The 13,210-nt window shown below is 73.5% G+C and carries 14 protein-coding genes; 7 read left to right on the top strand and 7 right to left on the bottom strand.

The annotated features are described in order from the left end of the window. Positions 1 to 40 precede the first annotated feature (40 nt). Both OG514_RS09120 and OG514_RS09115 read right to left on the bottom strand, forming a co-directional pair. Positions 41 to 1,306 carry an SGNH/GDSL hydrolase family protein gene (locus OG514_RS09120; RefSeq protein WP_266892711.1) on the bottom strand — a complete coding sequence of 422 codons (1,266 nt, stop codon included), beginning with the start codon at positions 1,304 to 1,306 and terminating at the stop codon, positions 41 to 43. A 29-nt stretch (positions 1,307 to 1,335) separates the two neighbouring features. Then, positions 1,336 to 1,929: a TetR/AcrR family transcriptional regulator gene (locus tag OG514_RS09115; protein WP_266892709.1), complete on the bottom strand. Its 594-nt coding sequence runs from the start codon at positions 1,927 to 1,929 to the stop codon at positions 1,336 to 1,338. 124 nt (positions 1,930 to 2,053) lie between these two features. On the opposite strand from OG514_RS09115, the gene OG514_RS09110 reads away from it, so the two are divergent. The 3 genes from OG514_RS09110 (at position 2,054) to OG514_RS09100 (ending at position 4,483) form a co-directional block, all read left to right on the top strand. Beyond that, entirely contained in the window at positions 2,054 to 2,902 is an 849-nt protein-coding gene (locus OG514_RS09110; RefSeq protein ID WP_266900798.1) for a hypothetical protein, read from the top strand. A gap of 87 nt (positions 2,903 to 2,989) precedes the next feature. Continuing rightward, positions 2,990 to 3,676 (top strand): HNH endonuclease family protein, encoded by a 687-nt coding sequence (locus OG514_RS09105; RefSeq protein ID WP_266892707.1) that lies wholly within the window; start codon positions 2,990 to 2,992, stop codon positions 3,674 to 3,676. A 60-nt stretch (positions 3,677 to 3,736) separates the two neighbouring features. Continuing rightward, on the top strand, positions 3,737 to 4,483 hold the full coding sequence (locus tag OG514_RS09100) for an N-acetyltransferase (RefSeq protein WP_266892705.1): 747 nt from the start codon (positions 3,737 to 3,739) through the stop codon (positions 4,481 to 4,483). Between the two features lie 87 nt (positions 4,484 to 4,570). Here the strand turns inward: OG514_RS09100 and OG514_RS09095 are convergent, their stop codons facing one another. After that, positions 4,571 to 5,332: a hypothetical protein gene (locus tag OG514_RS09095; protein WP_266892703.1), complete on the bottom strand. Its 762-nt coding sequence runs from the start codon at positions 5,330 to 5,332 to the stop codon at positions 4,571 to 4,573. 61 nt (positions 5,333 to 5,393) lie between these two features. Then, positions 5,394 to 6,200 (bottom strand): DUF4190 domain-containing protein, encoded by an 807-nt coding sequence (locus tag OG514_RS09090; protein ID WP_266892702.1) that lies wholly within the window; start codon positions 6,198 to 6,200, stop codon positions 5,394 to 5,396. Positions 6,201 to 6,425: 225 nt separating this feature from the next. Between OG514_RS09090 and OG514_RS09085 the strand changes: the two genes are divergently transcribed. The 4 genes from OG514_RS09085 to OG514_RS09070 all read left to right on the top strand — a co-directional run bounded on the left by OG514_RS09085 (position 6,426) and on the right by OG514_RS09070 (position 11,491). Next, positions 6,426 to 8,612: an N-6 DNA methylase gene (locus tag OG514_RS09085; protein WP_266900797.1), complete on the top strand. Its 2,187-nt coding sequence runs from the start codon at positions 6,426 to 6,428 to the stop codon at positions 8,610 to 8,612. Between the two features lie 149 nt (positions 8,613 to 8,761). Further along, on the top strand, positions 8,762 to 9,367 hold the full coding sequence (locus tag OG514_RS09080) for a hypothetical protein (protein ID WP_266892700.1): 606 nt from the start codon (positions 8,762 to 8,764) through the stop codon (positions 9,365 to 9,367). Continuing rightward, a complete protein-coding gene (locus OG514_RS09075) occupies positions 9,364 to 10,971 on the top strand; it encodes a serine/threonine-protein kinase (RefSeq protein ID WP_266892698.1) in 1,608 nt (535 codons plus the stop codon). Before OG514_RS09080 ends, OG514_RS09075 begins: the two co-directional genes overlap by 4 nt. Positions 10,972 to 11,092: 121 nt before the next feature. After that, complete coding sequence (locus tag OG514_RS09070; protein WP_266892696.1) at positions 11,093 to 11,491, top strand: hypothetical protein; 399 nt, start codon at positions 11,093 to 11,095, stop codon at positions 11,489 to 11,491. Between the two features lie 73 nt (positions 11,492 to 11,564). Here OG514_RS09070 and OG514_RS09065 read toward each other — a convergent pair whose 3' ends face one another. The 3 genes from OG514_RS09065 to OG514_RS09055 form a co-directional block, all read right to left on the bottom strand. Then, positions 11,565 to 11,921: a hypothetical protein gene (locus OG514_RS09065; protein ID WP_266892695.1), complete on the bottom strand. Its 357-nt coding sequence runs from the start codon at positions 11,919 to 11,921 to the stop codon at positions 11,565 to 11,567. After that, positions 11,918 to 12,589, bottom strand: a complete 672-nt coding sequence (locus OG514_RS09060) for an RNA polymerase sigma factor (RefSeq protein WP_266892693.1) — start codon at positions 12,587 to 12,589, stop codon at positions 11,918 to 11,920. Before OG514_RS09060 ends, OG514_RS09065 begins: the two co-directional genes overlap by 4 nt. 123 nt (positions 12,590 to 12,712) lie before the next feature. After that, the gene (locus OG514_RS09055) at positions 12,713 to 13,144 is read right to left on the bottom strand and encodes a hypothetical protein (protein ID WP_266892691.1); all 432 of its coding nucleotides are present in this window, start codon (positions 13,142 to 13,144) and stop codon (positions 12,713 to 12,715) included. Positions 13,145 to 13,210: the final 66 nt, after the last annotated feature.

The raw sequence follows: 13,210 nt of genomic DNA, 5'->3' as shown, positions 1-13,210 counted from the left end.
GAAGTCGGGGGTGCGCCCAGGGCGCACCCCCGACCGGGGGCTACAGCTCGTTCAGGTCCAGTGCCTCGGCCATCGCGCGGTAGCCCGCGTCGTTCGGGTGGAGGCCGTCGCCCGAGTCGTAGGCGGGGAGGATGCGGTCGGGGTCCGTCGGGTCCGCGACCGCGTGGTCGAGGTCGACGATCGCGTCGTACGTGCCCGAGGTGCGGACCCAGTCGTTGAAGGCGTCGCGCTTGGCCTCGTTGGCGGGGGTGTCGTAGAAGGAGCCCTTGACCGGGGTCAGGGTCGCGCCGATGACCTTCAGGCCCTTCGCGTGGGCCTGGCGGACCAGGGTGCGGTGGCCCTTGATCAGTTCGGCCGCGGAGACGTCGGGGGTGGGCGCGGCCGGGAAGGTCACGGTGCTGCCGCCGATGTCGTTGATGCCTTCGAGGAGGATGACCGTGCGGACTCCCCGCTCGTTCAGGACGTCCTGGCGGAAGCGGGTCAGGGCCTTCTCGCCCGCCCAGGTCGTGTCGTTGACGACCTGGTTGCCGGCGATCCCCTGGTTGAGGACGGCGCGCGGGCGACCGGCCGCGGCCAGGCGTTCGGCGAGTTCGTCCGGGTAGCGGTTGTCCGCGTCCGTCGTGGAGCCCACGCCGTCGGTGATCGAGTCGCCGAAGGTGACGATGCCGTCGCGGCGGGCGGTGTCACGGCCGCCGGTGACCTCGACGCCGGAGAGGAAGTACCAGGAGGTGCCGGTCTCCTTGAAGGCCGTGCCGTCGACGTCCGCGCGGTGGTCGCCGTCGGCCCGGTAGCTGGTGGCGCCGGCGACGTGGTGGAAGGTGGCGGGGCCGGTCCGGCCCGCCAGGTAGAGGGTGACGGTCAGCGACTCGAAGGCCTTGACCGGGAACGGCGTTCCGTCGCTGAGGAGGGTCCCGCCGACCGGGATCGTCGTGGACGGACGGCCGTCGAAGCGCAGGGTGCGGACCGAACCCGCCCGCACCGCACCACCCTTGTCCGTGCGGGCGACGGTGGCGCCGGTGACGTGCAGCGGGGTGGTGCCGTAGCGGTTGCTCAGCTCGATGCGGGCCCGCGTACCGGAGGCGGTGACGCGGACGGTCTGTCGCACGGTGTGGTTGTCGAAGCCCTGCTGTGACCAGTTGGGTGCGAACGGCGCGGTCGGCGCCTGCGGGGACGCGGCCCAGGCGCCGCGCCAGGAGCCGCCCGCTCCCGTGTGGTCGGGGGTGGCGAGGGCGGTCGGCGCCAGGGCGATGGTGGCCGTGGTGAGCAGGGCTATCGCGGTGCGACGGAGGGTGTTCGTGGTTCTCATGTTCTCCGTCAATTGCTGACCGGCGCGGGCTATTCCCCGTCTTCCGGTTCGCCGGGCGGGAGTTGGCCGGTGAAGAGCAGGCCGGTGAGGGAGCGGAAGTACTCCTCCGGGTCCCGGTCGCCCAGCGCGCCCGTCACGTTGTGGGTGAGGAGCAGCGTCGCGAAACCGTGGGCGAGCGACCAGGCCGCGATGCCCGCCGTACGGGCGTCGGGGACGTCCGTCAGGTCGGCGACGCCCGCGCGGAGTTCGGCCGAGGCGCGTTCCTTGGCGGCGAGCAGGTCCGGGTCGTCGGCGCGCAGCAGCTCCGGCTGGAACATGACCTGGAAGTGGGCCGGGTGCTCGACCGCGAACCGCACGTACCGCACCCCGCGTTCGCGCAGCCCGGGTGCGGAGGCGAGGGTCTCGGCGAGGAGCCCGTACCCCTCGGTGGCGAGGGCGGTGAGGAGTCCGGTGCGGTCCTTGAAGTGGTGGGCGGGCGCGGCGTGCGAGACGCCCGCGCGGCGCGCGAGGTCGCGCAGGCTGAGCGCCGCGGGGCCGTCGGCGGCGATGACGTCGAGGGCGGCGGCGAGGACCGCCTGCCGCAGGTCGCCGTGGTGGTAGGAACTCCGGCTCGTGCTCGTCATGGGAGGAGCCTAGCGGTCATCTAGTCATTGACAAGTTCGGGACGCGCGGAGCACTATCTAGTCACTGACTAGATAGTGAGTGAGCGAAGAGGAGCCTGCCGTGGAATCCGGACGCGTACGTCAGATGTGGCACCTGCTCGAACCCCTGCACGCCCTGCTCTACTACGCCCCCGAGGCCTTCGACGAGGCCGCCGCCCTCGGCTACGACACCTCCGAGCGCTGGCCCTCGTACTTCGCCTGGCGCACCGCTCCCCTCGGTGCCGCCGGTCCGGACCGGGTGGCCGACGCCTTCTACAGCTTCAGCCCCGCGATGATCGCCCGGTACGTCCCCGCCGTCTGGGAGACCGCGGCCCCGGCCGACGTCCTCGCCGCGCGGCTCCGGGCCGTCGACCGCACGTACCGGGCCGTCCTGGGCGAGGAGCTCCTCGCGAGCCCCGAACTCGCCGAGGCCGCCGCCCTCGCCCGCGCGGCCGCCGACGGGGCGACGGCGACCGCCGCCCCCGCCCGCCCGCTCGCCGTCGCCAACGCCGCCCTGCCCCGGCCCGAGGCCCCGCACCTGGTCCTCTGGCAGGCCGCGACGATCCTGCGCGAACACCGGGGTGACGGGCACCTCGACGCCCTCGTCGACGCGGGGCTCGACCCCGTCGAGGCGCTCGTCTCCTTCGCGGCGATCGGCGCCGCACCCGAGCCCGTCTTCGAGAGCCGGGGCTGGAGCGCCGAGGAGTGGGCGGCGGCGCGCGACCGCCTCATCGCCCGGGGTCTCCTGGACGCGGACGGGGCCGCCACCGAGGCGGGCCGCAGCCTGCGCGCCGAGGTCGAGCGGCGTACGGACGAGCTCGCCGCCGTCCCCTGGGCCGCCCTCGGCCCGGACGGCACCGCCCGGCTCGCCGAGCTGCTCGGCGGCCCCTGGCTGGCCGCGATCGGCTCCGGCCTGCTGCCCTCCGAGAACACCCTCGGCATCGGCAAGGTGTGAACCGGTGCGGTCCGTGGGGCCTTCGAGCCGTCCGATTCGTGACCAAGGGTACGAAGGCCCCCGTATCGCTCGGCCTAGGATTCCAGGGTGTTGACGTATCGAAGGACCCTGGTCGCCTCGGCACTCGCCGTCGCCGCGCTCATAACCACCGCCTGCTCGCCCGGAGCTGACAGCCCGGAATCCGGCGGGGGCACGGGCGGAAAGCCCGCCGCGCGCGGGACCGCCCTCGCTGCCGTGGACACGCTCACGGTGAAGGGCCGCGCCCCGAAGACCGGCTACGAGCGGGAGAAGTTCGGCCGCGCGTGGGTGGACGTCGACGGCAACGGCTGCGGCACCCGCGACGACATCCTCAAGCGCGACCTGGCCGGCGTCCGCTTCACGGACGGCCGCTGCAAGGTCGCCTCGGGCACCCTCACCGACGACCCGTACACCGGCACCACCGTCCGCTACGTCCGGGGCCGCAGCAAGGTCGACATCGACCATGTCGTCGCGCTCTCCGACGCCTGGCAGAAGGGGGCGCAGAAGTGGGGCGGGGAGACCCGGCGCCGGTTCGCCAACGACCCGCTCAACCTGCTCGCCGTCGACGCCTCCACCAACCGCCGCAAGTCCGACGGCGACGCGGCGACCTGGCTGCCGCCGAACAAGGCGTACCGCTGCACCTATGTGGCCCGGCAGATCGCGGTGAAGAAGAAGTACGGGGTGTGGGTGACGGGCGGCGAGCGGGACGCGATGAAGCGGGTCCTCGGCGGGTGTCCGCAGCAGAAACTTCCGTAGCGCGTGCCGGATCCCGGAAATCCGGTTGGCGTGGCCGGAAATGATCTTTAGCCTGCTCGCATGGACCTGAACATATCGACCCTCGCCGAGCGCCCCGAACTGGAAGGGCCGATGTGGGGCATGCGCGACCTCTGGCCCGAGTTCATGATGTACGACCCGGTGGGCTGGGCGAACATCGGGCGGATCGTGCGTGAGCTCCCGGAGTACGTGCTCGTGGCCACCGACACGGAGGGCAAGGTCGTCGCCCGCGGCTTCTGCGTCCCGTTCCGGCTGGACGTCGACGGCCGCCGCGAGCTGCCCGCCCGTGGCTGGGACGAGGTGCTGCTCTGGGCGTTCTCCGACCTGAAGCACGGCCGGGAGGCCGACACCGTCAGCGCCATCGAGATCACGGTCGACACGAGCACCCTGGGTCAGGGACTCTCGCACCGGATGCTGGCCGCCATGCGCGAGCTCGTCGCCGGGCGCGGCTTCACCGAGCTGGTCGCCCCGGTCCGCCCCAACGGCAAGCACCTGGAGGCCGAGGCCTCCATCCACGAGTACGCCTTCCGTACCCGCGAGGCCGACGGCCTGCCGCACGATGCGTGGCTGCGCGTCCACGTCCGCGCGGGCGGTGTCATCGAGGCGGTGGCCCCGGCCTCGATGACCGTCTCCGGGTCCGTCGAGCAGTGGCGCAAGTGGACCGGCCTCCCCTTCGACGCGGACGGCCCGGTCGAGGTCGAGGGCGCGCTCGTCCCCGTGCACTGCGAGGCCTCGCGCGGTTACGCGGTCTACGTCGAGCCCAACGTCTGGGTCCGGCACAGCCTCTGACGTTCGCGTACGTACGTGTGAGGGGCCGCACTCCCCCCCGGGAGCGGCCCCTCACCCGTACGCGTGTCCTCCGCGTGTGTCATCCGGTCAATCGGTCCTGACGATGTCGTCGGCTGCCGGGACCTTCGCCGCGACCGGCTTCCCGTACTGCGAGAACGCGATCGTCCCCGGCTCGTCGCCGCCCACCGTGACCATCTTCAGGACGTACGGCGTGCCCTCCGTGGCCACGTACAGCGTGGACGACTCGCCGTCGACCCCCGGCTCCGTCAGCTTCAGGGCCTTCTGCCCGTCGACGGTGGTCTCCTCGCCCTTCACGATGCCGCTCGCCCCCTGCTCGAACCCGCCGAGGAGCGACTTCAGGTCGCAGAGCTCCAGCATGTCCTTCGCGTCGGGGTCGGACAGCGGCGCCTCCAGCCAGCGGCCCCTGAGCTCCTTGAGCGTGGCCTCCTGCACCTCCGGGCTCTCCTCCTTGACCTGCTCGCGCAGGTAGGCCTCGTCGAAGCGCATGTACACGCTCTTGCCGTCGGCCTTGACGAGCTCGGCCGTGCTGGTCGCTCCCAGGGTCAGCGTGCCGGCGCACTTCCCCCGGGTGTCGAGGGCGAGGAAGCCGCTCGTCGGCTCGTCGGCGGATCTCAGGTCGACGCGCACGGTCACCGACTTCGCCGACTTCGTCGCCGCGAAGGCCTTGTCGACGATCTGCGACCCCGTCAGGTCCCCGAACGCGCCCGCCGGCTTCTCGTCCTCGCCGAACGGGCCGCAGGCCGCGGCGCCGAGCGCGACGGTCGCGCACAGCAGGGCGGCGACGGCGGTCCGACGGGTCCGGGGGCGGGGGTGGGCGTGTGCGCGCATGGTGGTGGTGTCTCCGAGAGGGGCAGTGCGAGGGGAGGGCGAGGGGCCGGGCCGGTTCGGGTCAGCCGATCTTCAGGTCCCACTGGGTGGCGTCGTAGGCGAAGCCCGGGGTGACCTCGACGGTCAGGTTCTTGGCGTCCTTCGGGGCGTCGAAGACGTAGGTGACGGTGGCCTTCTTGCCGGGCAGGACGGTGCCTTCGAAGCCCGTGCCGGCCTTCTCGTCGAAGACCTGCTCGGCCTCGACGCCGTCCTGGCCCGCCCGCGCGTTCACCATGACGGCCACGGCGTCGAACTTCTCCTTGCCGGCGTTCTTGACGACGACGGTGACCTGGTAGGCCTTGTTGCCCTTGGTGTGGCCGGCCGCGTACTCGCTGGGGGTGAACGGCTTGGGGCTGGAGACCGTGACCTCGACGTCGTCCTCGTAGACCTGGGTGTCGCCGGCCGCCAGGCTGCCGCTCTTGTCGGCCGGGGGCTTCGACGCGGAGTCCGCGGGGGCCTTGCCGCTCGGGGTGCCCGACGGGTCCTTCGGGGCCGTCTCCTTGATGCTCTTGTCGAGCTCGTCGACCGCCTCGCTGACGGCCGTGACCGTGATGACCAGGCCGACGACCGAGAGGACCAGGGACACGAGGCCCAGGATGGCGCCGGTGAGCGTCACTCCCTTGTTGTTCGCCTCGCCGCGCTTCACGCGGCCCTTGCCGACGAGCCCCAGGATCAGGGCGATCAGGCCGAGGATGCCGGCCAGCCAGAAGAGGAGCGGGATCAGCCCGGAGAGCGTGCCGATGATGCCGAGGATCAGGGCGGCGGTGCCGAGTCCGTTGCGCATGTGCGTGTGGGGCGCGGCAGGCGGAACCTGGGTGTCGTACGACATGGGTGTGTCCTCCCGGACAGAGAAGATGTCTGGCGCGATGGGTCAATCAGACCAGAGGCTGTGAACCGAGTCAACACGGTTCACGAGGGACGGGTCGACTCACGCTGTGAAGTGGTGCTGCGGACGTTCGTCAGTAAGATCGGAGTCACACGAGGACGCGTCAGCGGGTGAGCCAGGGAGATGGGTCGGGTGCCGGAGAGCGCAGGAGAGTCGGGCGCAACAGAGGTGACCGCCGCCGGGATCGCCCGGCTCGCCGGGGTCGGACGGGCCGCCGTCAGCAACTGGCGCCGCCGTCATCCCGATTTCCCCAAGCCCGTGGGCGGCACGGAGACCAGTCCGTCCTTCGCCCTCGCCGAGGTCGAGCGATGGCTCCGCGACCAGGGAAAACTGGCCGAGGTCCCGCTCCGTGAGCGCGTCTGGCAGCAGATCGCGGGCCATCCCGCCGGCGCGGTCACCGCCCTCGTGCACGCGGGCTGCGCGCTCCTTCTCGTACGGGACCGGTCGGCGGCCTGGCCGTCGCTGGCCGAGCTCCCGGACGAGCGGCTCGTGGAGGTGCTGCCGGTCGCGCTGGAGGAGACGCTCACCGAGCGCATCGGCCCGGAGCGGGCCGTCCTCACTCCCACCGCGACCGCGTTGAAGCCCTCCATGCCCCTGCTGCGGGGAGCCGCCGAACTCGCGGCCGGGACGGGCGTCCAGGAGGCCTTCGAGTTCCTGCTCGGCCGTCACCTCGACGCCAACCCGCGCCAGTACACACTGACGCCACCCGGGCCCGCGGCCCTCATGGCAGCACTCGCCGGAGCCGGAATCCGCACGGAACCCGGGGCCGGAACCCGTACGGAAGCCGGAGCGGGAACCCGTACGGAAGGCGGAGCCGGGACCCGTACGGAAGGCGGAGCCGGGACCCGTACGGAAGGCGGAGCCGGGACCCGTACGGAAGGCGGGACCGTCACCCCCCTCACCGTTCTCGACCCCGCCTCCGGCACCGGAAGTCTGCTGAGCGCCGTCGAACACCCCGGTGCCGTCTGCGGCCAGGACTCCGACCCCGATCTCGCCGCGCTGACCGCCCTGCGCCTGGCGCTCTCCACCGACGCCGACATCCGGGTCCGGACCGGTGACAGCCTGCGTGCCGACGCCTTCCCGACGCTGGCCGCCGACGCCGTCCTGTGCCACCCGCCGTTCAACGAGCGCAACTGGGGCCACGACGAGCTCGCGTACGACCCCCGCTGGGAGTACGGCTTCCCGGCCCGCACGGAGTCCGAACTGGCCTGGGTGCAGCACGCCCTCGCCCGGCTCCGCCCCGGCGGCACCGCCGTCCTCCTCATGCCGCCGGCCGCCGCCTCCCGCCGCTCGGGCCGCCGGATCCGCGCCGATCTGCTCCGCCGCGGCGCCCTGCGGGCCGTCATCGCGCTGCCCGCGGGCGCCGCGCCCCCGTACGGCGTCCCGCTGCACCTGTGGGTGCTGCGCAAGCCGGTCCCCGGCGAGCGCCACGCCGCCGAACTCCTCCTCGTCGACACCGCCTCCGACCACACCGGTCCGTCCAGGGACGGTCAGGGCCGTGACCGGCTCGACTGGGCCGCCGTGCACACCGCCGTACTGGAGGCCTGGACGCCGTTCGACCGGGACGGGACCGTGGCCGGGGCGCCGGGAGCGAGCCGCTCCGTCCCCGTCATCGAGCTTCTGGACGACGACGTGGACCTCGCTCCGGCCCGGCACCTGCCGCCACCCGCCGCCGCCGAGGGCGCGGCCCAGCTGACGGGGGTACGGGAGCGGCTGACGGAGACCCTGCGCCGTACGCGGGAACTGACGCCGCCGCCCGTGACGGACCCGGCGGGCACCGTCGGCGTCGGCCGGCCCACCACGACGGTCGGCGAACTCGCGCGCGCCGGGGCCCTGACGCTCCGCGCGGGAGGTGCGGGCACGACCCCGGCCGACACCCCGGTCGCCGTCCTCACCGACCACGACGTCCTTTCCGCCCAGCCGCCGTCGGGCGCCCTGCCCGACGGCCCGCCCGAGGAGCCCGTCCTCCTGGCCGCCGGTGACGTGGTCGTCCCGGTCCTGGGCGGCGGCGCGATGGTCCGGGTCGTCGAGGCCTCGGCGGAGGGCGCCGCGCTCGGCCGCAACCTCCAGCTGTTGCGCCCCGATCCGGCGGCTCTCGACCCCTGGTTCCTGGCGGGCTTCCTCCGGGCCACCGCCAACACCCGGCAGGCCAGCAGCTACGCCTCCACCGCGACCCGCGTGGACGTCCGCCGCCTCCAGCTCCCGCGCCTGCCGCTGTCCGAACAGCGCCGCTTCGGCGACCGCTTCCGCGCCTTGGCCGCCTTCGAGGACGCCCTGCGCGAGACCTCCCGCCTCGGCGACCAGTTGGTCCAGGGCCTGTACGACGGACTGGCCGACGGCACGGTGGCGCCCTGACGGCCACCTGATCCGTCCGGTCCGCCCGGCGCGCGCGGTGGCTCGCGGGGACTCCTCTCGGCAACGGTTCGGGGTATCCCGGATCCGCTGTCCGAATCGGTGTATACGCTCGTCTCCGCACCCGATCCGTTCGAGCAGGAGCAGCAGGAATGTACGGCCCTCCGCAGGCCCCGCACGCCCCGCAGTCGCCTCAGCCGGCGCAGCCGCCGAAGGGCCCCGCCCCCGGCGGGCTCGTCGCCCTGCGCGTGCTGTTCTGCGCGCTTTCCCTGCTCAGCTGTGGCTTTCTCGGCTGGGCGCCGTTGCTGCGGCTCGCGATCGTCACCCGTAAGGCGGGGGACTGGGCGCTGTTCGTGCTGGCCCTGCTCGGGTCGGCCGCGCTCTTCACGTACATCGTCGTGACGGCGGAGAAGGAGAGCAGCGATCTGGAGGCCTTCCTCGGGATCGGTGCGATCGTGCTGCTGTCGGCCGGCTCGATCGCGTACTACCTGGTCGCGGAGATCCGCCACTTCGATCCGCTCCGCACGCAGCCGCAGCAGCACCAGCCGCTCGGGTACGCGTACGGCACCGCCGTCACCACGCCCAGCGGGCCCGCCTCCCCGAACCCGTACGCGGGCGAACCCCTGTCCGGCGCCTTCCCCGGTCCCACCACCCCCAGCGTCCCCCGCAGTGCCCCCCGCATCGATCAGGTCCGTGCCGAGCTCGACGAGCTGAGCGAGCTGCTCCGGCACACCGGAGAAGACGACGGTCGGGCATGAACGGGCGGGTCATCGGCGGGCGTTACGAGCTCGCCACCGTCATCGGCCAGGGCGGCATGGGCCAGGTCTGGACGGCGTACGACCGGAGGCTCGACCGCCGGGTCGCGGTGAAGCTGCTCCGGCCGGCCACCATGTCGGGCCCGGCCACCGCCGCCGACGAGCTGCGCCGCCGTTTCGTGCGGGAGTGCCGGGTGACCGCGCGCGTCGACCACCCCGGTCTGGTCACCGTCCACGACGCGGGCAGCGAGGGCGAGGACCTGTATCTCGTCATGCAGTACGTGGCGGGCGCCGACCTCGCCGACCATCTCGCCGAGCACGACCCGTACCCCTGGGAGTGGGCGGTCAGCGTCGCCGCGCAGCTGTGCGCCGTCCTCGCCGCCGTCCACGCCGTGCCGATCGTGCACCGCGACCTCAAGCCGCGGAACGTGATGGTCCGCCCCGACGGGTCCGTCATCGTCCTCGACCTCGGCGTCGCCTCCGTCCTGGACAGCGACACCACCCGCCTCACCCACACCGGTTCCCCCATCGGCAGCCCGGCCTACATGGCGCCCGAGCAGGCCATGGGCGGCGCGGTGGGACCCTGCACCGACCTGTACGCGCTCGGGGTGCTCCTGCACGAACTCCTCAGCGGGAACGTGCCGTTCGCCGGTTCCACCGCGCTCGGGGTCCTCCACCGGCATCTGTACGAGCCTCCCGTGGCGATCCGTCAGCTGCGGCCCGAAGTCCCCGAGGTCCTCGAAGCGCTCGTCCTCCGGCTGCTCGCCAAGGACCCGAGGGAGCGGCCCTCGGGCGCGCACGAGGTGTACGAGCACCTGCTGCCGCTGCTCCCCGCGCGCGGGGCCCCGGCGGGCCCGATGGACCCGACCCGCCCGTTCCTCCGCCCGCATGCGCCCTGGCCGGACCGTCCGGGGGTGACCGCAGGGCCGCCGGCAGCTCCGACCGTTCCGGCGCCGCCCGTTCCGCCGCCCCTGCCGCCCACCGCCCCCCGGACCGACCCGAGGGCGCCGTATGCGCCGCCGCAGCCGCCGCCCCCCTCCGTCGGGGCCGCCCGCCCCGACGTCGCCGCCGCCGTCGAAGAGGTCAAGCGGCTGCTGGGGGAGGGGGCGCTCACGCAGGCCGTGGACATGCTCGGCGGCATCCTGCCCGCCGCCGCGGCCGAGCACGGCGAGCGGTCGCCGGTCGTCCGCATCCTGCGCAAGCAGTTCGCGTCCACGCTCATGGACGACGGCCAGTACCGGCGCGCGCTGCCGGAGCTGCGCCGCCTCGCGGCGGACCGCGACGCGGAGGCGGGCCCGGCGGATCCGCAGGCCCTTCAATTCCGTTATGACGCCGCCCTGTGCCTGGAGCAGCTGGGGGAGACGGCGGCCGCGCTCGCCGAGTTCCGTACGGTCCTGCCGTACTACGAGGGTGATCCGGCCCGCGCCTTCGACATCCGGCAGCGGATCGCGCTGCTGCTCGTGGCGACGGGTGAGCACGCGGCCGGGCAGGACCAGCTCCAGCGGCTGCTGTTCGACGCGGAGCGCGCGTACGGGCCTTATCACCCGCTTCCGGCGGAGTTGCGGCGGGCGCTGGAGCACCAGAGGCAGCTGGGGCCGCGCTCCTGACGGAGCGACAGGATCACGACTCGGCATCTGATCGGTCAGTGGATCTTGATGATCCTTTTTGCCCTTTTTGGCGCATGTAACGTTCGCGTCTGATCATGTCCGCGTCCCCAAGGAATCCCTCATGACGACGCCGCCCGCGCCCTTCACCCCCGAGCAGCCCGCCGCTCCCGAGCAGCCCGCCGCGCCCGCGAAGAAGGGCAGCCGCATCCTCAAGAAGGTCGGCGGTGTCGTCGTCGCGATCGCCGTCGCCCTCGCCGTGAAGCTCGGCCTGCCGTACCTCACCGGCGACGCCCCGGTGCACGCCAAGGCCGGCGAGTGCGTCACCGTGACGGGCCCGGACAACGACCCCAAGGTCGACACCACGGACTGCTCCTCGGGCAAGGCCGACCTGTTCAAGGTCGTCAAGGTCATCGACGACACCTTCGACGTCAACAAGTGCGGCGAGGAGCTGTCGGCGCTCGCGCAGCAGCTGGAGTCGGACAAGTTCGTGCTGTGCCTGGAAGAGGTCCCCGCGAAGTAGTTCGCGCGAACACGCCTTCCGCGAAGGGCCGGAACCCCCACCGGGGTTCCGGCCCTTCGCGCACGTTCGCCGGTTACGGCTCGGCGGGCTTCGGAACGGCCCCCGGATCGGCGACGGACGGGTCGGCCGGGGCGGGAGTGGGCGGCGTCAGCCGGGGTTCGCCGACGCCCGGGGGACGGGCGGGCGGCGCCGGAGTCGGCGCGACCGTGCCACCGGGCAGCAGGACGAGCAGATACGCGGCTGCCACGGCGGCGGCGGCGCCGAGCCCCGCGAAGGCGACCCCGCGCACCCGCCGCAGTCCCCAGCTCCGCCCCTGCGGAGGTGCGTCGCACCGCAGGTCCCGGTAGGTGACGAGGTCGGCGCGGGCGGCGAACGCGGCGCTCAGCCGCTCCTCGGTGGCGGTGCGGGGCTCCTCGTCATGCGGTCTCATCGGCCCGCCTCCAGCTTCTTCTCCAGGGCGTCGAGCGCACGGCTCGCGGTGGACTTCACCGTGCCGCGCGAGATCCCGAGCGTCTGCGCGATCTGCGCCTCGGTCAGTTCCGACCAGTAGCGCAGGACGAGGACCTCGCGCTGGCGCCGGGTCAGCTCCGCGAGCGCGTCGAGCACCTGCCGGTGCTCCTCGGCGAGCAGCAGTCCCTCGTCGACGGGCGCCCCGGCGACCGGGTGGGGCGGGGTGTACGCGCGCGCGGTGCGGCGCCTGCGGAGCACGGAGCGGGCCGCGTTGACCACGGCGGTGTGCAGGTACGCGCCCGGGTCCTGGAGCCCGTGGAGGGAGGTGCCGTACGTCCGGTACACGGCGGCGAACGCGTCCTGGACGACGTCCTCGGCGCTGTGCAGGTCGTCGACCAGGAAGAGCGCGAGCCGCACCATGTCGAGCCGCCGGGCCCGGTACAGCTCGGTGAGGGTGGGCGGCGGCGGTCCGGAGTCGTACGAGGTGCCCACCGCGTGCAGATGCCGCCCCCGTACCGCCCCCGGAGCGTCGTCGGCCCGGGTCCGGGACACCCTGGCGAGCAGCCGGGCCCACCAGGGCGGCGGCCGGTCCGTGGGTACGGCCATGGGCACGGGTACGGCTGCGGGTACGGCGTACGACAAGTGCACGGTCCTCGATCCGTTGCGGGAGGAGCGGGCGACCGGACCGGGACCTGCGCAAGCCCGACCCGGTCGCCCGCCCCGCGGTCCACCGCTGGGCGCGGCTACTTCCTGATGCCTACGTCCCGATGCCTACTTCCGGACGCCGGTGCCGGGCTTGATCACGCGGGGCGCGGCCTCGGCGGGGGCCGGGGCGGGAGTGGCACTGGGATCGGCCCCCGGCTTGACCGCCGGCTTGGCGGCCGGCGCCGGGGCGGGTGCGGCTTCCGGCTCGGCCGCCGGGGCAGGCGTGGCGGCATCGACGACCTTGGGGGCGGCCTTGGGCGCGGCGGGCTTCGGAGCCTCGGCCTTCGGCGCGACGGCCTTCGGGGCGTCGGCCGGGGCCGGGGTGGCCTCAGGGGCGGCGTCCGGGGCGGTCACCTTCGGCGTGGCCGGGGCGGGCCGCGGACCGGAGTCGGCGATGGCCTGCGCGGCGAAGCCGCCGCCGAGGAGGAGCGCGGCACCGGCGACGACGCCCAGGATCCGGGGGCGGGGGCGGAAGGTCCGCTTGCTGTGGCTGGACATGGGGTTCTCCCGAGGAAGGGGACGGACACGGTCTGGTGGATCAGCTGAAGGGCGCCTTCAACCCAC

This window comes from Streptomyces sp. NBC_00572 (assembly GCF_026341815.1).
Taxonomy (GTDB): Bacteria; Actinomycetota; Actinomycetes; order Streptomycetales; family Streptomycetaceae; genus Streptomyces.
Note: the sequence above shows the minus strand (reverse complement) of the source record. Positions and strands in the feature narration are given on the sequence as shown.

Excerpts from the sequence above, each read along its gene's own strand:
- OG514_RS09120 (WP_266892711.1), bottom strand. The coding sequence starts at position 1,306 with ATGAGAACCACGAACACCCTCCGTCGCACCGCGATAGCCCTGCTCACC.
- OG514_RS09115 (WP_266892709.1), bottom strand. The coding sequence starts at position 1,929 with ATGACGAGCACGAGCCGGAGTTCCTACCACCACGGCGACCTGCGGCAG.
- OG514_RS09110 (WP_266900798.1), top strand. The coding sequence starts at position 2,054 with ATGTGGCACCTGCTCGAACCCCTGCACGCCCTGCTCTACTACGCCCCC.
- OG514_RS09100 (WP_266892705.1), top strand. The coding sequence starts at position 3,737 with ATGGACCTGAACATATCGACCCTCGCCGAGCGCCCCGAACTGGAAGGG.
- OG514_RS09095 (WP_266892703.1), bottom strand. The coding sequence starts at position 5,332 with ATGCGCGCACACGCCCACCCCCGCCCCCGGACCCGTCGGACCGCCGTC.
- OG514_RS09090 (WP_266892702.1), bottom strand. The coding sequence starts at position 6,200 with ATGTCGTACGACACCCAGGTTCCGCCTGCCGCGCCCCACACGCACATG.
- OG514_RS09080 (WP_266892700.1), top strand. The coding sequence starts at position 8,762 with ATGTACGGCCCTCCGCAGGCCCCGCACGCCCCGCAGTCGCCTCAGCCG.
- OG514_RS09075 (WP_266892698.1), top strand. The coding sequence starts at position 9,364 with ATGAACGGGCGGGTCATCGGCGGGCGTTACGAGCTCGCCACCGTCATC.
- OG514_RS09070 (WP_266892696.1), top strand. The coding sequence starts at position 11,093 with ATGACGACGCCGCCCGCGCCCTTCACCCCCGAGCAGCCCGCCGCTCCC.
- OG514_RS09065 (WP_266892695.1), bottom strand. The coding sequence starts at position 11,921 with ATGAGACCGCATGACGAGGAGCCCCGCACCGCCACCGAGGAGCGGCTG.
- OG514_RS09055 (WP_266892691.1), bottom strand. The coding sequence starts at position 13,144 with ATGTCCAGCCACAGCAAGCGGACCTTCCGCCCCCGCCCCCGGATCCTG.